The sequence below is a fragment of the Paenibacillus amylolyticus genome, from assembly GCF_051136285.1.
Taxonomy (GTDB): Bacteria; Bacillota; Bacilli; order Paenibacillales; family Paenibacillaceae; genus Paenibacillus; species Paenibacillus amylolyticus_F.
Genome location: NZ_CP194938.1, coordinates 3,192,747 through 3,211,331 on the forward strand (window position 1 = coordinate 3,192,747; position 18,585 = coordinate 3,211,331).

The window sequence follows — 18,585 nt, forward strand, 5'->3', positions numbered from 1 at the left end:
GACAGAGTACAATTCCATTCCGGTGTAGCCAGATCATACGTACAATTTTGTAAGGTCATTGTCTGTCTATTTTGCGTACGGATTATTAGAACGAGTGATTAGTGGGTATATTCATTGTAGACTGACCCGCGGTTCATTACATTATTAAACCAAGGAGGAAATGCCATGTCCCGTAACAATCCATATAAGTGGTTAAATGCCATCGGTTTTATTGCTGTGATTATTGTCAACTATCTCTCCAATGCACTGCCGATTGGCGGCAAAACAAACAAGGAAGTTTCGGATATGTACCCTGTACTGCTGACACCTTCAGGTTACGCCTTTGCCATATGGGGCTTGATCTACCTGCTCCTGGCAGGATTCATCATCTATCAGTTCACCCCTGCATCCTGGAAAAACAATTCGATCACCCGTCTTGGATACTGGTTTCTGGCCAGCTGTGTCTTTAACGTGGCGTGGATTTTTGCTTTTCAAAACCTGCAGACCGGACTCGCTTTGCTGATTATCGTATTACTTCTGCTCAGTCTGATTATGCTGTATGTCAAAACACGATTGATTACCATGCCAACCACAGCCGAGATCTGGCTTGTCAAACTACCATTTAGCATCTATCTGGGATGGGTCAGCGTAGCTACTATTGTTAATGCAGCCGTTTATTTGTATAAGATTGGATGGGATGGATTCGGCATTAGTGAGACCGCTTGGACCATCATTATGCTGATCGTTGGTATGGTTCTGGCCGTGCTTGTCAGCTTCCGTTATCGCGACAGTGTGTATCCGCTGGTATTCACTTGGGCTTACATCGCTATTGCCCTCAAACAAAAGGATATTACTTCTATCTATTATACGGGGATTGGCATTGCCATTGTCCTGGCGGTTTATGCTGTGTGGCTGTTCCTTGCTCGCAATCAAGACCGTGATTAAATACCCTTGTTCAACTGATATAATATAAAACAAACCAAAAGCAAAAAGCCGATTTCAGGTCAATCGTGAACTGCTCCCCGTCAAGTAGACACTTTAAAAAAACAAAAATGATTCGTTTGGATACCTTAGCTCGGATGACGTGCTGAGGTATCTTTGTTATGCTGCTCTTCGGTATTCGTTCGGAGACAAACCGTCCAGACACTCTGTGTAACGGTAGTTGTTGTAGTAGCGCATATAACGACGAACTGCGCAGTACAGAGCTTCATAGGTGTCATACTTCGTAAGATAATAACTTTCTGACTTGTATGTGCCCCAAAATCGTTCAATGGGCTGGTTATCCAAACAGCGACTTACACGAGACATGCTCTTTGTAAATCCGTACTTCAACTGGAGCCTTTTATACTCATGAGACGTGTACTGAAAGCCTCTGTCGCTTTGGATCATTGGGGACACACCTGGATGCTTGACGTACGCTTTTTTCAGTATCCATCACGAGTTTATTGTTGTTGGAATGACCCAGTACCCATGAAACAATGGAGTTATCGTATAGGTCAATAATGGCACTTAAATAAGCTTTACGCCCATTTCCATACTTCAGTTCTGTCACATCGGTAGACCATTTGACATTTGGAGCAGGGGCATCAAAGTTGCGATTCATTTTGTTTTCAGCTACATGGATCGCTGTGGCACTCACGTAATGTAGCCGTTTTTTACGAATGACTGATTCCATCTCGCTTGTCATAACGACGCTTCACTTCTTTAGCCAGCATACGTACTTCACGTTCTCTGGCAGAAGGTATCCATTTTAACCATTTGTAATAGGAAGATCGTGCTACATCAGCTAACACACATAATACCGCAATAGCGTATCCCTTTTCACGGTGTAGTTCTTGTATCGCTTGATACCGTTCTACATGCCTGACCAGGGTTAACGTGGTTTTCGTCGCCCGATCTCTGCCAACTTTTTTGCGAAGGCATTCTCCATCTCCAGGTATTCGTTTCGGGCTTCCAGTTCCTTGATCCGCAGCTTGAGTTGTTCCTGCTCGCTCAGTTCTTCTACAGGCTTTTTACGCCCCCGACGATCTTGGAGAGCCTCTTCTTGACCTGCTTGATATTTCCGAACCCATGCATATACTTGCGAATAAGACACATCATACTTCTCAGTCGCTTTCTGATAGTCCAGTTCATGTGCGAGGGTATATTTCACAATTTCGATTCGTTCCTCGAATGTGGTTTTACGTCCTTTTTTCATGTGAGATCGTCCTTTACCTTGAAGGGTGTTTTTCCATACGATCTCTTGAGTATACTTGGAAATCCATCTCGATAAAACGCTTCGGCTTGAAATATGATAGGTTTGGATTGCCTTTTCTATGGAGGAACTTCCAGACAATACATCCTGCACGGCAGCTTGTTTAAGCTCGTTGGAGTACGCATGCCATGTTCTTGATTCCACTAATCCGCGCAAGCCCTCTTCTTTATATTTCCATATCCATTGCCTGATCGTATACGCACTACATCCTAATTGCTTGGCTTCCTGGTTTGGACTGGACTCCAACGCAAGGCACTGCTTCACTGCGCGTAGTTTCGCTTCAAGGGACACCTGGCTTCGTTTAGACATTAGAAAAACTCCCAGCATAGTAGACGTAGAAAGTTTTGTTTTTTTCTACTGTCTACTATGATGGGAGCATATCAATCGACCCTTAATCGGCTTTTTGCTGTAAATGAACGCAGAACAGGATCCGATTGCTCATCCTGCGGAGAAACTGAAATATCCTCCTATTTCAGCGCAATCACTTCAATCTCCACCAGCGCATCCTTCGGCAAACGTGCAACTTCTACAGCACTACGTGCAGGATAAGGCTGTGTAAAGAAGCTGCTATATACTTCATTTACAGGAACGAAGTCATTCATATCCTTCAGGAACACGGTTGTTTTCACCACTTTATCCATGCTTGTGCCTGCTGCTTCCAGAATCGCTCTGACATTGCTCAGAGAAAGGCGAGTCTGTTCCTGTACATCCGCACCGAATTCACCGGTTTGCGGATTCAGGCCCAGTTGACCAGATGTGTAGATGAAATCACCAGCATCTACTGCCTGACTGTATGGACCAATGGCGCCTGGCGCCCGTTCGGTCGAGATTGCTTTTTTCATTCGACAGGTACTCCTTTGTGTTCGCTACCCCGCCGCCAGATGGAGACAAGGATGCTTTTATTTTTAAAACCTATTATATCATGCTCCAGTTCTGACAAGAAACGCTTACCGCCATATGTCCCGCAAGTCTTAAGCATCCTGCACCCCAAGCGCATGAATTACTTCATTGGAATAGACGTGATTGCCCTTTGTCTGAACCATGGCGACATTTATCATTGCTTGAGCGATTGTTGACGCATGAATAGCCCGATACTTATCTAAACGGCCTTTCATCCAGCGATCCAGAAAGGTCATGACATGTGCAGCAAATTGTTCTCCCGCACGTTTCTCGCCGCGATCCCCCAGAATGAGTGATGGACGGAAAATATGCAAGGCACAGAACCCGACATTGGAAAGAGCATCCTCCATCTCACCCTTGGTCCGACTATAAAACACACGCGAATCTGCATTCGCTCCCATCGAAGAAATCACCAACATCTGCTCCACACCATGCTGCTTTGCCAGCGTCGCTGCACGAACCGGATAGTGGTAATCCACTTCGCGGAAGTTCTCCTGACTGCCTGCTTTCTTAATCGTCGTACCCAGACAGCAGTACAGGTCATCGATTCCTTCAAACAAATGCCCTTGACCCTCAAGCTGCTCCCAATCCACAACGTGTTGCTTCAGTTCAGGGTGTTCCAGATCAAGCCTGCGCCTGACCACAATGCGAACTTCGCTATACGCCGAGTGCTCCAGCAGGCTGCGAACGAGAAGTCCGCCCACCAGTCCAGTAGCCCCGATCACCATCGCTTTGCGTTCAGGATGATTCATCCATCCATCCCCCCAATCTGTTCAATATAGCTGAGTATCCTATCGATGAGCATTATGATCAGCTTTTCTGTTTCTATTTTAAAAGTATACGACGTCCCAAGGTAAACGTTAGCAACAGCATCACTGTACCAACTCCAACTTGGAATCCGTAGATGGATATCCAGTTCATCGCTTCCGAGAGAGTTCCCATCTTCTCGTATAACCAGCCACCAATCAATGGACCAATAAACGACGTTACGCCGGTCAGAGCCGAATACACCGCTATAAACATGGGTCTTTCACTTTTCGGTGTATCGCCAATCGTAAAATTGAACGCGAGTTGGTTAAAACCGCCGACGCCGATCCCGAGAAAAATGTGGGACAGGAACAACGCAACCAATACCGGAGCAAAGGACATTAATCCCCACGACAGGCAGGACAAGGCAATTACGGGCAGTGTCCAGAACAACAGCGTTTTGTTGCTGTATCTGGCATTCAGGTTGCCCCAAATATAGAATCCCCCCATCATCACCAGTGTTTGCACAACTGTGATGAGAGAGACCATCTGATAACTGACCTTGAGCAAATCGAGCATCACGTAGGAATAGAGCGGAACAATTAACGTCTGGATCAGCAACCATACCGCCAAAAAGAGGGTCGCCTTCAGGAAAACCCGATCCTGAAACGGTTTGATGAACATCCGTGAGAATGCTCTCTCTGTGGAACGTTCAAAAGGAAGATCCGGATAAAAGAAATAGATGACGGTATTGGCAATTGCACAGATCCATACGGGAATGAACAAAATTAGAAATCCGGTCTCTCCCGGATAACGATCCAGCAAAATACCGCCGCCAAATAAACAAACGCTTCCAAGTGCATTCAGAATTGTATTTCGTATCCCGAAATAACGTCCTCTTACCTTGGCAGGTACAATGTCACCTATCAGGGATGTCCAGATCATACCGCCGATAGTATTACATATGAAAGCGATTGTGTATAAGCCAATATAAACACTGACCCACCACTCCTTGGGGAAAATAAACGGAATCAATCCCGTTGCACTCCATAAGATCCGATGAGCTCCGACAAACAGCAGAAGCGCCCGCTTTCGGCTTCGAATACGCTGCATCCAGTATGCTGCGCCGATCTGCGCGATGTTTACAAACGTGGTAATCGCGAGCACAAAGCCGATATGTCTCGACCCGGCCCCAAGGTACAGCAAAAACCCGGTTAGAAATGGACCGCCCAGCAGTGTTTGCAAAATAATTGCCGGTACGCCCTCCCATGTTGCAATTGATAAATTCGTGCGTTGTGTCGAACCCTTGCGCCGTGGCTTGCCTGTCAACGAAGAGGGGTTCATCTTGACCATCTTCTGTATGGGGATACACTCCTTAGACCGGGTTAAGCTTGCCGGTCGATGCTAGTTGTCACCCCAAATTCTACTCACGGCACAGAGGTTGTCAACTCATTTTTTCACGGTGAGCGGAAGCCACAGATGGAAGATGCTCCCCTCGCCCTCAGCACTCTCAAGTTTAATTGATCCACCCAGTAATCTCGCCAAATCTCTGCTGATTGAAAGACCCAGTCCGGTTCCTCCAAATTTTCGGCTAATTGAACCGTCTGCCTGCTGAAAAGCTTCAAATATCGAATGATGCTTGTCCTTCGGAATGCCGATCCCCGTATCCTGTACAGAAAAAACGAGCCAATGGTTTACACTGCCTGCCTGTTTGGTCTGTTTGGTGCTCACATTCAGGGTGACCTTCCCTTTTGGCGTAAATTTGATGGCATTGGACATTAAATTCCGCAAAATTTGTTGCACACGCTGCGGGTCAGACCAAAGTGTATCTGGCAATCCATTTTGCTTCTGAAGAACAAGCTCAATACCTTTTTTGTCTGCAACAAGACCAAAATGATTCATGGCATCTTCGATTAACTGACTCAGACTGATATCTTCAAGTACAATATCCAGCCGTCCAGCTTCAACTTTGGACAGATCAAGAATATCGTTGATTAGCCTGAGGAGTTCTTGTCCAGATTGATCAATCATGCCCGCAAAACGCACAATCTCATCCTGATCCATGGTATCGGCATTCTCGCTAATCATCTGGGCAAAGTTAATGACACTGTTGAGCGGTGTACGCAACTCATGAGACATATTCGCCAAGAACTCGGACTTGTACTGTGAGGCAATCGTCAATTGTTTGGCACGTTCCTCCAGTACAATCTGAGCTTTCTGCAACTCTTCCTTCTGCACGGATAAGAGCCGATTTGTGCTCTGGATCAACAGAATTCGATTTTGTTCATTCTGAAAATCGCGTAAGATAAATGCAAATATAAGACTAAGAGCAACTCCGGTAGGAAGCGTATAAGGCATAATGTGTGAGAAGAAATAGGCGGTAGGGATGACACCCACGAAGGCGATGTTCACACTATTTACAACATTCACAATCAGGGTAACGATGATTCCTTTCACAATAAGTCTGTGGCTGCTGCGTCGCATCCATATATTGAGTCCCGCACAGAGCAATCCCAGGAGAGACATGTTAATTACCGCGGCGACGGTCGCATCGGTAATACCAAAGGTTAGCCTCGATAATCCAATCCCCACACCTATAATCATTACACTATACGGTTGTCTGTATGACAGAACAGCAACAATTAGGGGAACATAACGAAGATCAAAAACGACTTCATCATTCAGCTGAAATCCAAACACCGTACTGATCCAGCCTGCCAAAATAAGCACAAGTACTGAACTGACCTGTTTCACTCGGGAAGAGGTACGTATTACAATATATTTGTAAAACACACTCGCTAGATATGCGATCGTAATAAGCATCCCCATATTAAGTACGAACATTTTCGAAAATTGCATGAACTCACTCCTGTTGTTCGACGTTATAACCCAAGTGCTTATTTTGTTCGTATTTTTACATCATATCATGCTACGCCTACATCGGTATGGGAACACCGCCAAAAAGAAGCAAAAAAATACACAAAATGAGGATTCAATTTGTGTGTGAGACATAGTAAAATATATTGTTGTTCAATTTTTAATATTTATCGCTATGGTCATGTTTGCTCAGAGCATGATGAAAGGAGCATTAATGCAGTGCAATCTCTAAAATACAAATCCTACTGGCTGTCGTTAAGTCTGATGTTATCTTTGGCTGTCATGGGACTCTTCTATGATATTCTGAACAGTCCGGAGCGCGGTTATCTTGTCCTGAACTCGCCAGTTGACCGGATGATTCCATTTATACCTGCGATGTCGATTCCTTATTTAGGATGGTATCCGTTTGTATTCGGTGTGCTGGCCTATCTGTGTGCCAAGGATCGACTTATGTATTACCGGGTCTTGTTATCCATGAACATCTGTGTCTGGATCTGTTACCTGATCTACTTCAATTTCCAAACCATGGTTCCGCGGCCGGAATTAACTGGCTCTGGTCTGGGCTCAGCGGTCATCGGATGGCTCTACAGCCAGGATCGTCCATTTAACTGTTTTCCCAGTATTCACGCTCTGCACTCTTACCTGGTGATGCGTGCCGTTCTGTCGGTTGCAAACATCCGAAAATCCATCAAGGTGGCCGTGGCTGCTGGCGCGTCCCTGATTATTATATCGACACTGCTCATCAAACAACATGTCATTTACGACGCCATAGGTGCAATTATTCTCGGTGAATGTATCTTCACAATCGTTACCGGACTGGCTCTTTATCGACGTCGTAGAAAAGAGCCCCAATGGACCGAGGGGGTCAACTAACCCCCTCTTCGGGCTTTTTCCCCAACTGTGTCTGCCGTCTCCATTCGTCAATAAACAAACCTGCAAAGTAGGGGTCCCATTGGGTCCCCTTCCCTTCCTCCAGAATCATAAGCGCTCTCTCATCGCTCATTCCATTCCGGTACGGTCGGTCTGACGTCATCGCATCAAAAGCATCCGCTACCGCAATAATGCGACCAAACAGCGGAATATCCTCTCCTGCCATGCCATCAGGATATCCTTTTCCGTCATACCTCTCATGATGGGATCGCACCCCGGGCAGAAAGTCCGCCATGGCATCCACAGGTTCGATTTGAAGCAAAATACTCTCGCCTAACACAGGATGTGTGCGAATAATTGCAAATTCCTCGTCACTGAGCTTCCCGTCTTTTAGCAATACTTCGTCCGGTATACCGATTTTCCCGATATCATGAAGCAATGCAGATTTGTACAACAAGTCGGCCTGTTCATCGTTCATGCCGCTCAGCCTGCCGATGAGAATGGAATACTCCGCTACGCGCATGGAGTGACCCGCCGTGTATTTATCCCGGGCATCCAGTGCAGCCGCCAGCAGAGAAAAATAACTTTGCAGCAACTGCCGATTGCGCTCCTGTCTCATTTCCAACCGGTTAATCATCATATTAAACCCGGAAATTAATTGCGAAAATTCATCTGCATACAGATCCGGGGTTCTTCTGCCGAACTCGCCTCCCTGAATCCGGTTCATCTCTTGTGTCAGTTCTGCTACTGGATCACGAACATCCCGAATTAAAAGCCAGCTGCCCACCATGGAGAATCCTGCGCCCAAAATAACGATAATCACACCCCAGAGTGTATATTCTTTCGCAAAATGTGGGTCTATATACTGGAGCCGGATATAAGTAGCCAGAAAAAATAAACACAACGGAAATAAACCGATGAGTGCAGTACTGGTCTGAAACTTCCGTTGTATGGATACAAGAATGCGTCCACCTAGCGAAGGCTCCATGCCATATAATGCCTTTCCTCTGCGCCGAACTTCGAGAAGTAGCGGCCTTACTGCCCTCACCGTAAGATAATATTCGATCAGAGCATGCATAATTGCAATCAAGAACGCGCACACAGCTGCAACAATGACATACCCATAGGGAATTTCCAGCCAGCCCGTAGAGATCATCCACAGGGTAAGTCCAGCAGCAGGCAGAGAAAAACCCAACATATGCGGTCCAATAATGCGATATATGGTCTGTCCTGGAAAGCGGTGAATCCTCTCATACATCCGGTTTAATTCAGCTTTATCATGATGCTCCGCAGCGAAAAATTGCCGTATCGGGCCCAATTGAGCCCACAGGGTGATCAACTCTGCAACCAGCATAAACAGAATTGAAATGAGTACAATGATAATTAATCGAACATATTGAATATTGGGTATCTGCAAGGTTGAAACCATTACCACGGTACCCACAACAAAGATGGCTGATAACGAACCAATCAGATAATTGCGTAGCAGACGGAAGATAAATGCACGATATACTTCCAATCTAATCCCTCGCTCTCATGTCTAACCTGTTCTGCCCTAATAAAAAAGGGATAATAAGGATGATTTCTCCTCTATGTTTATCGGCTATTCCCACCAAAAAAATTAATAAAATCCTCTGAAAAATACTTCTCTCTCATCCGGCAACAATATTCTCTGAGGGGATCATTCGTTTCGAGGATTGTTTCGGGAATCACATAATAAAAGGCCGCTCCCTTGGGAGCAGCCTTTTATTATCGTTTTGCATATTTTTCAAGACTTCTTTAAACGTTCTAATGTTTAACTCGTTTTAATTTTCGCTGCCAAAATCATCGTGCCGCGTGGTTGATCTCCCAGAGCATCCGGTTCAAGCGTAATCGCAACGGTGTCATAATCGTTCGCGGAATCCAGTGTATAGTAGACTGCTCCGGTACCGTCCTGACTCAGGAATGTCCCGGCATTTTTAGGGGTGTCCCCCTTGATCAGCCAAACCTGAAATGCCTGGTTACCTTCCAGTACAGGCAACTTCTCAGCCTGTACCACGAGATGTGTTCCTTTGCTGTCGATCACGATGGTCGCAAGACCTTGTGCAACAATATCCTGCGTGGCCGGGCTAAGCTTGACGGCCTCACCCGTTTTCATGCCTTGCGCTGGCGCCATAGCTGAGGCGAGCTTCTCTTGCAGCTGTGCATTCTGCGCTTGCGCCTGAGCCAGCTGCTCCTGCGCAGCCGACGCGCCTTCGGCTTGCTGCGTCAGCGAGTCGATGCGGCTCTGCAGCTGCGCTGTGTAGACGCCGAGCACCAGCGCCGCTGCCGCGAGGCCCGCACTGGCTGCGCGCCAAGCGCGGCCACCGCGCGCACGCGCGCGCTCTTGTGGCTGCCCCAGCTGTACCTGGGCAGCCTCCTTGGCCCGGGCCGCAGGCACCGCCGCTGGCGGCAGGCCAGGCCCGGGCTGCGCCGCACGTTCGTGCTGCGGCGCAAGGTCTTCCTGAAGCACCGCGGATGCGGGTGCTTCAGGCTGCTGCGCAGGAGCAACCGCCGGCGCCACGCCGGTGCTCTCCTGCGCCTGGCCGAGCACGTTGCCCAGCACACGTGCTCGCATGCCTTGCGGCGGTGCTACAGGTTCCGCCGCCAGTGGCAGGAAGCCAGTTACTTCCTGCAATTCCCTTACCTCCTGACGACATACTTCACAATTTGACATATGTGCTTCAAATGCCGCCACTTCCTCTGCTTCCAGTCCGCCCAGCACATACATCGGTGCCAGATCAGACCACTCCTCATGTCGTTCTATCATGGATGTATGCCCTCCCTTCCTGCGTCCGGATGCAATTCAGCATCAGCGAGCAGCTTCTGGAGCTGCCGCATCGCAAGCCTGACACGGCTCTTCACCGTACCCAGCGGAATCCCGAATCGGCTGGATACTTCTTGTTGCGTTAAACCTGCATAATATATCGATTCTATCACTTGCTTCTGATCCCCGTTCAAATGGGACAACGCTTCTTTGATACGCGCGCCCTCCCATTTACGTTGAACCTCTTCTTCTGTATTTGTATATTCGTCAGCGTACGCCGCCAGTGTCTCATGCTCAACTGAAGTGGCTGCTGCTCCTTTCGATCTCCGCCTCAGCATGTCCACTGCGATGTTACGCGTAATCGCAAACATCCATGTGGTCAGCTTCCCCTGTGAGGCATCAAATCGTTCCGCATTATTCCAGATTCGCAGGAAAAGTTCCTGCACGGTCTCCTCTGCCGTCATCGGATCACCAACAATTCGGTAGGCGAAAGAATAAACGGCCCGTTCATAACGGTCATATAACAGTTCAAGTGCAGAAGCGTCACGTTCTGCAATCCGCTGCATTAACCTGCTGTCCTCTACTGATTCAGTCATCCGAGGGCCCCTTTCTGTATCTTCCCTCATATTATAACCTACGCAGAAACGTTTGAAGAGGATTACCCCTACGAACATTTTTTTAATTTATTTCTTCTAAACACTTTTTCATTTCTTTCGAGCATTTTTCAAAAAAATTGTTCCCAGTATTTTTTCTGATCATTTTTCCAATATTTCTTCTTCACTTTCATAAATATGCTTATCAAAATATAAGCCTTACTCACGATCATTCACTTAGCAGAACACTAAAGACATGATGTAGACTTAAGCTTCCACTTCGTTTGTGTCTTTTTTAGAATGCAAACTTGCCTTGAAAGAATGCAACCTGCTTTTAAAATACTACATGATTTGTTCATTTTAAGGACTAAGCTTCCTTTTTATTGCAATAAATTACAGACTGTGGTATGATATAAAAGTTGTATTAACAACCTCATATGATTTTCCGTCTTCTAGTTAACCTCGGAATATTTTCTTCATGCTGCGACCGCAGCGAATAAGCTCAACGAACCTATGGAGATTGACGAACCTGAATCACAATAACCCGGTAGACAGGGTTTACAAGATGTTCCCATTCACACTGGCGCGGTCTTCGGAGCCGCAAGGACAAAAGAGAGGTAGGGCTTTTGTTGTTTTGGATATCACTTATTCTTGAGAAGATTGAAAACATACATCAAGCACCCGGAATTGGGTTCCGGGTGCTTTTCTATATCCATTTTTTCTTTTCTTTACCCGCTCTCTTAGCCTTTGTTCTATCCAAGCTCCCTTTTATCCAGATACATCCCATAATCACCATTACGTATCCATATGTTCCTCGGGAATTAAACGGACAGCACAGCATCATCATCCGAGAAAATCGCCCTCCAACCTTCTCCACAATCTAACGCTCACCAGAGACCTTATTTACCGCTTCCCCGCCATAATTACCTGTTTTTTCAGAGAAAATCGGGAAATAGCGATCCTGAAGATCGTTAGAATTTCATCAGCTTTAAAATACATAAAATAAGGTTTCTCAGGATCGTTAAACATGCGCGGGTGACTCAGAGGTACTTTCTTTTCTAAGAAACGTACGCCATAGCCGACCAACATCGCCACCAGTAATAAATATCTTTTTTTGAAAATCCATATCTTGCAAACGGTTAGTAAATATGAGCTACTGTTCTTTATGCTGGGCTTGTTACTTGTCGTTGGTTCGGTACTTGTTGTTCAACAGGTTTAACACGTTATGTATAAATGCAGTTCTGTATACTAAGTCACTTAACCAAGCTTAGAAATAAAGTTGGTTCTTTTAGGTTAATTTCTTTTAGACTGTTTTTTCAGGTTACTTTTTTTTCATAGGTAATATGTTACCCCCTTCGCCTTCCGCTCACTTCAAAGCAAGACAGCATCAATCCATATAAATCATTGCGTACCGTACACCTAAAAAAGAGGATAACCCCGACGTAATGCCGGAGTTATTCCGTAAACGGTTCCCCTTGTCTTCCTTGTAAGAGAGATTATCTTGTGAGTAAAAACGTTCCCATATTCAATAAATCCATTCAGGCTCTCCGATCGCCCGATTCTGCAATCCACGTTTGGACTGCGGCCTCTCAACAGAGGAATTAAATGAACATGGTTTTGGAGATGATCACCAGCAAAATGAATAAAACCAGAATAGTTCCCGTGGAGCTCCAGACGCCTCCACCACAGGCAGGTGCACAACCATGTTGAGCCCCCTGTACCATCGGTGGTTGATTTGGCTGGTAACCATACGGCATTGTGCCGTAATTATACATCTCTTGACCTGGATATTGGTATCCGTACATATGTCCATGACCTCCTTGTTGTTGTCCGTAAACTTGCCCCTGTCCGTTCGGTGAGTTCGGCTTAACTTCGCTCATCGTCATTCCTCCTTAACATTTGCCTACACTCTAAGCTATGTATTTGCCCTATACGGCGACCGGGCTATGGCCCTCATGATCTCAAAATAGGCGTTTAGTCACCGATCTTTCCCTGATCTTTCTAACTTAGCCTTCTAACGAATGAAAAAATGAACTACTTCCTTCTTACCTTAAATCTGCTAGAGCTTGCTTATAATCTCTATCTCTACTACAACCCAGCTTGTCCCACCTCATAAAACCCCGCCGGTTACCCGGCAGAGCTCGACACATTACACCCAGAACGATTTAGTGATGATCACCAGCAGAATGAACAACACCAGGATCGCTCCAGTTGAAGTCCAGCCGCCGTATCCTACGCCTCCTAATTCACCCATCTTAACCCCTCCCTTCCATATAGATTTACAATTCAAACCTTTTATTAGATCAGGAATGCTTTAGAGATGATCACCAGCAAGATAAAGAGAACCAAAATCGCGCCAGTCGATGTCCATGCACCGCCGTATCCACCAACTACTCCACTCATGTAAAACCCTCCTTTGATTTGAGGTACAGTTCACTATATGCACCAGACACACAACCGACCGGGCGCTGATTTAAAATGGGCAGAATCAGGTTTCAGACTAACCTCATGTTATGCTACAACCCCAAGTACACATCCAGTTTTCCTGTGGGCTGAGTGGTTGTCATCCACACAGCTGCCAGATTATCCGGCCTTGGATATATCCGATGATGTAGTCACCAATGAGTACCGTAGGTGTAGGCGAGTTAACATTGGGATTAATGATATAGAGCAGAGCACCAACGTACGATACGCAAGCTGTGTGAAAAACTCAAAAACGGCAAGCCCCGTGTTGGGACTTGCCGCCTAAAACTGGCCTCAGGCCGTTTTTTGTTAAAACCTCAGCTTGAGTTAAATTCCCTCTACCATAGGTGCCTTAGGCCAATCATTCATTTCCTGCGTGATCGTTGTTCAATTCGGTCTGTTGTGCAGTGAAATCAACTTATCCTGTACGGATTGCAACTTCTGCATGCTGGAGGCATCCGGTTTGTCACGCCGATCATCAATTTTCACAGATGTGGAGACACGCTGGGCTCCTGACAGAAACGGAGCTTCATGCAACGCCGCGATGGCGGTAAAAACTTCATTCAGCGGGCCTTCAATAATGGTGCTCATTGAAGTCAACTGGTATGTAATACCCTGCTGTCTTTCCAGTATCTTTTGCATGTCGGCTACATAGCTGCTCAGACTGGTAGTTCCTGTTCCAATTGGAATAACGGTTACTTCTGCAATGGCCACTTCGCTCCTGCCTCCTCTGGGCACCGATTTAACCGTTGCCACTCAAGTTTTAGTCGAGTTTTGACTCATTTTATTTTACCAGTTTAAAGTGCTCCAATTCAATCTGACGTGATGACGTCATTTCAAATCCCGCAAATTTTTTTCGCAGAATCTTCAAATCTTCCATTCCTTTTCCTTTGCGGATTTCTAGCTTAGATGGTATACTCGGAATTACGTTTTATGGTTTCTACCCTGTTTACAAACACTATATGTTGGGGTACATTAGTATAACAACAACAAAATATAGTGGAACGGGATACCCCACTTCTTATAGCCAATATCTGGAACCTATCGAAAAGCAAGACGAAATCACCTCCAAAGTCACGTCCCTGTAGGTGTAAATCGCTTTCTCGAAAACAGGGTTGGCGTAGAGGTTAACGGGGCTGTTTGGACTGCGCCCGGTATCCTCACTCACAGGTACGAACACAAGCTTACATACAGCAACTTGTTCTGTCGGAGCCATGTACAGTTAAGACAGTCAGAAGCCAGAACATGAATGGGCATTTTCAGCCGAAAGGCAAGGGGAATGCTTTTTGTATGGGCATGTTCTGTTCACCCCTTGTCGTATGATTTCATCCAAAACGTACCCGAATACCACCACAGTAGTCCGCACAATCCGTATTTTACTCACCGTTGTAGACATCCAATTCTTATTTACAAAGAATTGTTTTAATTATTTATCTTTTTAACATGTGAAAGCGAGGAATATTCATGCCACAAGTTGTGACCAAGCCGAACAATCGCCAGCTTGCCTTTGACGAGATGCGTATCTCGGTGTATGCCGACCGTATCCTGGATGGGCTGGACATGCTCGACAAGGAACGTCTGGTACGCGGAGTAACCAGCAAGCTTCGTCGTGACGAAGTCACCGGAGATGAGATCAGCAGTGCTTTTATGATGAGCGCTCTGGAACTGGTAACCAAAGAGGAGCCGAACTGGAAATTTGCAGCAGCGAGATCCCTGCTTACTTCCCTTTACAAAAAAGCGGCAACGAACCGCAGATACAAGTCCTACCCGGACGAGCCTTACGGCGCATTCCACCCACTGATCGTTGACCTTGTCAAAAAAGGCATCTATCGCGAAGAGTTACTGGAGTGTTACACGAAGGAACAGATTGACGAGCTTGCGGAATGCATTGACTATCGCAACGATCTGCTCTTTGATTACATCGGCTTGCTCACGCTGGCAGAACGTTACCTCGCCAATGATTTTGATGGAAAAGTCATGGAATTGCCGCAGGAGCGTTACATGGTCATTGCCATGTACCTGATGCATCAGGAGCCTGCCGACAAACGTATGGATCTGGTGAAAGAAGCATACTGGGCGATGAGCAACATGTACATGACGGCAGCTACGCCAACAATGTCCAACGCAGGGAAGAAAGTGGCGGGACAACTCTCCAGCTGTTTCATCGACACCGTAGATGACTCTCTGGAAGGGATCTTTGATTCCAACACGGACGTAGCTCGTTTGAGCAAAATGGGCGGCGGCATCGGCGTATACCTCGGTAAAGTCAGAGCGCGTGGTTCAGACATCCGTGGTCACAAAAATACAAGCTCAGGCGTCATCCCTTGGATTCGCCAGCTGAATAACACAGCGGTAAGCGTAGACCAGCTCGGAACGCGTAAAGGCGCGATTGCAGTTTACCTGGACGTTTTCCACAAAGACATCCTGGCCTTCCTTGATCTGAAGCTGAACAACGGTGATGAGCGGATGCGTGCGCATGACGTCTTCCATGGTATCTGCCTGCCAGATTTGTTCATGGAGCGTGTTGCAAGCCGTGGTGAATGGAGTCTGTTCTGCCCGCACGAAACGAAAAAAGTGATGGGCTGGAAAGATGAAAATGGCCGTGCACTTGGGCTGGAAGATTTCTACGATGAGTCCCTCGGCCAAGGTGCATTCCGCGAGAAGTACGAAGAAGCCGTGAATCATCCGCTGTTGTCCCGTATTACGGTACAAGCGATCGATATCATGAAACGTGTCATGAAATCACAGCTCGAAACAGGCACGCCGTACATGTTCTACCGTGATACGGTTAACCGTTCGAATCCTAACCGCGCACATGGCATGGTGTACTCGTCCAACTTGTGTACTGAAATTATGCAGAACCAATCCGCTACCGTGGTGGAAAAAGAAGAACTGGTGACCAAAGATGGTCAAACACGCATCGTGATCTCCAAAGTGCCAGGTGACTTCGTGGTCTGCAACCTGAACTCCATCCACTTGGCTCGTGCAGTACCTCATAACGTACTGGAGCGCTTGATTCCGATTCAGGTTCGGATGCTGGATAACGTGATCGACATCAACAATATCGAAGTGCTGCAAGCTCAGTATACGAACAGTCAGTACCGCGCTGTCGGTCTAGGAACCTTCGGACTGCATCACCTGCTTGCTCTCGAAGGCATTCGTTGGGAGTCCGAGGAAGCTGTCACATATAACGATAATTTGTATGAAAAAATTAACTACCTGCTCGTTCAAGCCAGCATGGAACTTTCTAAGGAAAAAGGACATTATCCGAAGTTCAAAGGCTCCGACTGGGAGAGTGGCCATTACTTCGATCAACGCGAGTACACAACGGGTGAGCGCGTAGGCGAATTTGTAACCACAGAGCAATGGAAAGAACTGCAATCACAAGTCAAACAAAACGGCGTACGTAACGCCTGGATGTTTGCTATCGCACCAAACGGTTCCACATCCATCATCGCGGGTTCAACAGCAAGTATTGATCCACTTTATGAGCTGTTGTCCTATGAAGAGAAAACAACATACAAAATCGCCAACCCGGCACCAGATCTATCCGAAAAAACGATCTGGTACTACAAAACGGCATTTATGGTAGATCAACATGCTTCCATCAACATGGCTGCTGCCCGTCAGCGTCACGTTGACCAGGGTCAAAGCTTCAACCTGTATGTTCGTCCGGATATCAAAGCGACTGAGTTCCTGGAACTGCATCTTCACGCTTGGAGAGCCGGCATGAAATCGACCTATTATGTTCGAAGCCGTGCATTAACGATTGAGGAATGTGATTCTTGCGCAAGCTGATGCACATAAGAAATGTAACATCGTGAAGGATATGGGAACCTCCATCCTGTCACGCTCACTATGATGACCACCGGGGCATCCTGTTTTGAATACAAAATAGCGCTGCCCTGGTTCTTTTTTGCCCAAAACCTGACCACAGCATCGCAAGATGTTCAATATAGCCACAACAGTGCAAGCTTGTTCTGCCACCGCAATTTCAAAGTGTAAATTCATTCAAGGAGTGAACGGACTATGCAAGTACAGAAAATTTTTAATACCGAAGCGCCTAACCAATCAACCCGTATAATTGAAGGTGAATGCTCGGGTATCCTGAACTGGAACGACATTCGTATGCCTCATATGTATAAATTGTACAAAGTATTACTGCTCAACCACTGGATCGCTGACGAGATTCCAATGTCCAAAGATGCTTCCCAGTTTGCACAACTGGACGAAGAAGAGAAACGTACGTTTAAAATTAACATCTCCCTGCTGGCTGTACTGGATTCCATGCAAACGATGTTTGTTGGTGACGTGAAACGTTACTTTACGGACTCTTCCCTTGAAGCGATCTCTGCCATTATTGGACAACAGGAAGTCGTGCATAACCAATCCTACTCCTATGTGCTGTCTTCCATCGTATCCGATCAGGAGCAGAAGGAGATTTTCGAATATTGGAAACATGATCCAGTGTTGCTGGACCGCAACCGTTTCATCGCGGATATCTACCAAACCTTCCGGGACAATCCATCTCCACAGACGTTCTTCCAAGCGATGGTTGCTGACTTGATTCTCGAAGGCATTTTCTTCTATAGTACATTTGCTTTCTTCTATAACCTGGCTCGTGACCAGAAAATGATGGCAACCAGCCAGATGATCTCGTATATCCAGCGGGATGAAAACCAACACTGCTACTTCTTCGCAGAAGTATTCAAACAGTTGCTGGTAGACTTCCCTGAACTGAATACACCCGAAAACATGGACTACGTGTACAAAACGATTGACCGTGCAGTTGAGCTTGAAACCAACTGGGCACACTACACACTCAGCAACGTTCGTGGCATCGACCTGAACGAGCTGGAAGACTACATTAAATACACGGCCAACAAACGCCTGCGTCTGATGGGTATGGAAAAAGCGTATGAAGGCGTTGATGTGAACTGCATGCCTTGGATCAAACCATTCTCCGACGAAGCGCTGAACGCAACAAAAACCGACTTCTTCGAAGCCAAGTCCCGTAACTACGGCAAAGTAGGCGACGATAACGGATTTGACGATCTGTAGAATAACGACCTAAAACTACACACTCTCCCTGCTGGAAAAGCTTCACGGCTGCCAGC

19 protein-coding genes are annotated in these 18,585 nt (G+C 46.5%); 4 read left to right on the top strand and 15 right to left on the bottom strand.

The features are described from left to right. Window positions 1–165: 165 nt before the first annotated feature. Window positions 166–924 carry a tryptophan-rich sensory protein gene (locus tag ACR8BL_RS13910; RefSeq protein WP_434748222.1) on the top strand — a complete coding sequence of 253 codons (759 nt, stop codon included), beginning with the start codon at window positions 166–168 and terminating at the stop codon, window positions 922–924. A gap of 156 nt (window positions 925–1,080) precedes the next feature. On the opposite strand, the gene ACR8BL_RS13915 is transcribed toward ACR8BL_RS13910, so the two are convergent. The 8 genes from ACR8BL_RS13915 to ACR8BL_RS13950 all read right to left on the bottom strand — a co-directional run bounded on the left by ACR8BL_RS13915 (window position 1,081) and on the right by ACR8BL_RS13950 (window position 6,739). Next, window positions 1,081–1,368, bottom strand: a complete 288-nt coding sequence (locus tag ACR8BL_RS13915; RefSeq protein ID WP_434748223.1) for an IS3 family transposase — start codon at window positions 1,366–1,368, stop codon at window positions 1,081–1,083. Beyond that, window positions 1,328–1,654 carry a DDE-type integrase/transposase/recombinase gene (locus ACR8BL_RS13920; protein WP_434748224.1) on the bottom strand — a complete coding sequence of 109 codons (327 nt, stop codon included), beginning with the start codon at window positions 1,652–1,654 and terminating at the stop codon, window positions 1,328–1,330. Before ACR8BL_RS13920 ends, ACR8BL_RS13915 begins: the two co-directional genes overlap by 41 nt. After that, window positions 1,635–1,772 (bottom strand): hypothetical protein, encoded by a 138-nt coding sequence (locus tag ACR8BL_RS13925; RefSeq protein WP_434748032.1) that lies wholly within the window; start codon window positions 1,770–1,772, stop codon window positions 1,635–1,637. The genes ACR8BL_RS13920 and ACR8BL_RS13925 overlap by 20 nt, the downstream gene beginning before the upstream one ends. 80 nt (window positions 1,773–1,852) lie before the next feature. After that, entirely contained in the window at window positions 1,853–2,542 is a 690-nt protein-coding gene (locus tag ACR8BL_RS13930) for a helix-turn-helix domain-containing protein (protein ID WP_434748033.1), read from the bottom strand. Window positions 2,543–2,700: 158 nt separating this feature from the next. Then, window positions 2,701–3,075 carry a RidA family protein gene (locus ACR8BL_RS13935; protein WP_434748225.1) on the bottom strand — a complete coding sequence of 125 codons (375 nt, stop codon included), beginning with the start codon at window positions 3,073–3,075 and terminating at the stop codon, window positions 2,701–2,703. A gap of 129 nt (window positions 3,076–3,204) precedes the next feature. Beyond that, window positions 3,205–3,885 (bottom strand): oxidoreductase, encoded by a 681-nt coding sequence (locus tag ACR8BL_RS13940; protein ID WP_434748226.1) that lies wholly within the window; start codon window positions 3,883–3,885, stop codon window positions 3,205–3,207. 73 nt (window positions 3,886–3,958) lie between these two features. Beyond that, a complete protein-coding gene (locus tag ACR8BL_RS13945) occupies window positions 3,959–5,224 on the bottom strand; it encodes an MFS transporter (RefSeq protein WP_434756358.1) in 1,266 nt (421 codons plus the stop codon). A gap of 105 nt (window positions 5,225–5,329) precedes the next feature. Continuing rightward, the gene (locus ACR8BL_RS13950; protein WP_434748228.1) at window positions 5,330–6,739 is read right to left on the bottom strand and encodes a sensor histidine kinase; all 1,410 of its coding nucleotides are present in this window, start codon (window positions 6,737–6,739) and stop codon (window positions 5,330–5,332) included. 237 nt (window positions 6,740–6,976) lie between these two features. On the opposite strand from ACR8BL_RS13950, the gene ACR8BL_RS13955 reads away from it, so the two are divergent. Continuing rightward, on the top strand, window positions 6,977–7,630 hold the full coding sequence (locus tag ACR8BL_RS13955) for a phosphatase PAP2 family protein (protein WP_434748229.1): 654 nt from the start codon (window positions 6,977–6,979) through the stop codon (window positions 7,628–7,630). Here the strand turns inward: ACR8BL_RS13955 and ACR8BL_RS13960 are convergent. From ACR8BL_RS13960 to ACR8BL_RS13990, 7 genes are all read right to left on the bottom strand, one after another. Beyond that, window positions 7,623–9,146 carry an HD-GYP domain-containing protein gene (locus ACR8BL_RS13960; RefSeq protein ID WP_434748230.1) on the bottom strand — a complete coding sequence of 508 codons (1,524 nt, stop codon included), beginning with the start codon at window positions 9,144–9,146 and terminating at the stop codon, window positions 7,623–7,625. The two genes, ACR8BL_RS13955 and ACR8BL_RS13960, sit on opposite strands and share 8 nt — an antisense overlap. Before the next feature lie 276 nt (window positions 9,147–9,422). Continuing rightward, the gene (locus tag ACR8BL_RS13965) at window positions 9,423–10,415 is read right to left on the bottom strand and encodes an anti-sigma factor domain-containing protein (RefSeq protein WP_434758359.1); all 993 of its coding nucleotides are present in this window, start codon (window positions 10,413–10,415) and stop codon (window positions 9,423–9,425) included. After that, complete coding sequence (locus ACR8BL_RS13970) at window positions 10,412–11,008, bottom strand: RNA polymerase sigma factor (protein ID WP_434748231.1); 597 nt, start codon at window positions 11,006–11,008, stop codon at window positions 10,412–10,414. The genes ACR8BL_RS13965 and ACR8BL_RS13970 overlap by 4 nt, the downstream gene beginning before the upstream one ends. A gap of 1,598 nt (window positions 11,009–12,606) precedes the next feature. Further along, window positions 12,607–12,729: a sporulation protein YjcZ gene (locus ACR8BL_RS13975; RefSeq protein WP_434753121.1), complete on the bottom strand. Its 123-nt coding sequence runs from the start codon at window positions 12,727–12,729 to the stop codon at window positions 12,607–12,609. 425 nt (window positions 12,730–13,154) lie between these two features. Further along, the gene (locus ACR8BL_RS13980) at window positions 13,155–13,259 is read right to left on the bottom strand and encodes a YjcZ family sporulation protein (RefSeq protein ID WP_434748232.1); all 105 of its coding nucleotides are present in this window, start codon (window positions 13,257–13,259) and stop codon (window positions 13,155–13,157) included. A 44-nt stretch (window positions 13,260–13,303) separates the two neighbouring features. After that, entirely contained in the window at window positions 13,304–13,408 is a 105-nt protein-coding gene (locus ACR8BL_RS13985) for a hypothetical protein (protein ID WP_017690880.1), read from the bottom strand. Between the two features lie 447 nt (window positions 13,409–13,855). Next, complete coding sequence (locus tag ACR8BL_RS13990) at window positions 13,856–14,182, bottom strand: MTH1187 family thiamine-binding protein (RefSeq protein WP_434748233.1); 327 nt, start codon at window positions 14,180–14,182, stop codon at window positions 13,856–13,858. Between the two features lie 750 nt (window positions 14,183–14,932). Between ACR8BL_RS13990 and ACR8BL_RS13995 the strand changes: the two genes are divergently transcribed. Next, on the top strand, window positions 14,933–17,266 hold the full coding sequence (locus ACR8BL_RS13995; protein ID WP_434748234.1) for a ribonucleoside-diphosphate reductase subunit alpha: 2,334 nt from the start codon (window positions 14,933–14,935) through the stop codon (window positions 17,264–17,266). A gap of 231 nt (window positions 17,267–17,497) precedes the next feature. Beyond that, window positions 17,498–18,529 carry a ribonucleotide-diphosphate reductase subunit beta gene (locus ACR8BL_RS14000; protein WP_434748235.1) on the top strand — a complete coding sequence of 344 codons (1,032 nt, stop codon included), beginning with the start codon at window positions 17,498–17,500 and terminating at the stop codon, window positions 18,527–18,529. Window positions 18,530–18,585 lie beyond the last annotated feature (56 nt).

Excerpts from the sequence above, each read along its gene's own strand:
- ACR8BL_RS13980 (WP_434748232.1), bottom strand. The coding sequence starts at position 13,259 with ATGGGTGAATTAGGAGGCGTAGGATACGGCGGCTGGACTTCAACTGGA.
- ACR8BL_RS13910 (WP_434748222.1), top strand. The coding sequence starts at position 166 with ATGTCCCGTAACAATCCATATAAGTGGTTAAATGCCATCGGTTTTATT.
- ACR8BL_RS13915 (WP_434748223.1), bottom strand. The coding sequence starts at position 1,368 with ATGATCCAAAGCGACAGAGGCTTTCAGTACACGTCTCATGAGTATAAA.
- ACR8BL_RS13935 (WP_434748225.1), bottom strand. The coding sequence starts at position 3,075 with ATGAAAAAAGCAATCTCGACCGAACGGGCGCCAGGCGCCATTGGTCCA.
- ACR8BL_RS13945 (WP_434756358.1), bottom strand. The coding sequence starts at position 5,224 with ATGAACCCCTCTTCGTTGACAGGCAAGCCACGGCGCAAGGGTTCGACA.
- ACR8BL_RS13920 (WP_434748224.1), bottom strand. The coding sequence starts at position 1,654 with ATGGAATCAGTCATTCGTAAAAAACGGCTACATTACGTGAGTGCCACA.
- ACR8BL_RS13995 (WP_434748234.1), top strand. The coding sequence starts at position 14,933 with ATGCCACAAGTTGTGACCAAGCCGAACAATCGCCAGCTTGCCTTTGAC.
- ACR8BL_RS13940 (WP_434748226.1), bottom strand. The coding sequence starts at position 3,885 with ATGAATCATCCTGAACGCAAAGCGATGGTGATCGGGGCTACTGGACTG.
- ACR8BL_RS13985 (WP_017690880.1), bottom strand. The coding sequence starts at position 13,408 with ATGAGTGGAGTAGTTGGTGGATACGGCGGTGCATGGACATCGACTGGC.
- ACR8BL_RS13950 (WP_434748228.1), bottom strand. The coding sequence starts at position 6,739 with ATGCAATTTTCGAAAATGTTCGTACTTAATATGGGGATGCTTATTACG.
- ACR8BL_RS13965 (WP_434758359.1), bottom strand. The coding sequence starts at position 10,415 with ATGATAGAACGACATGAGGAGTGGTCTGATCTGGCACCGATGTATGTG.
- ACR8BL_RS13975 (WP_434753121.1), bottom strand. The coding sequence starts at position 12,729 with ATGGTACAGGGGGCTCAACATGGTTGTGCACCTGCCTGTGGTGGAGGC.
- ACR8BL_RS13970 (WP_434748231.1), bottom strand. The coding sequence starts at position 11,008 with ATGACTGAATCAGTAGAGGACAGCAGGTTAATGCAGCGGATTGCAGAA.
- ACR8BL_RS13930 (WP_434748033.1), bottom strand. The coding sequence starts at position 2,542 with ATGTCTAAACGAAGCCAGGTGTCCCTTGAAGCGAAACTACGCGCAGTG.
- ACR8BL_RS14000 (WP_434748235.1), top strand. The coding sequence starts at position 17,498 with ATGCAAGTACAGAAAATTTTTAATACCGAAGCGCCTAACCAATCAACC.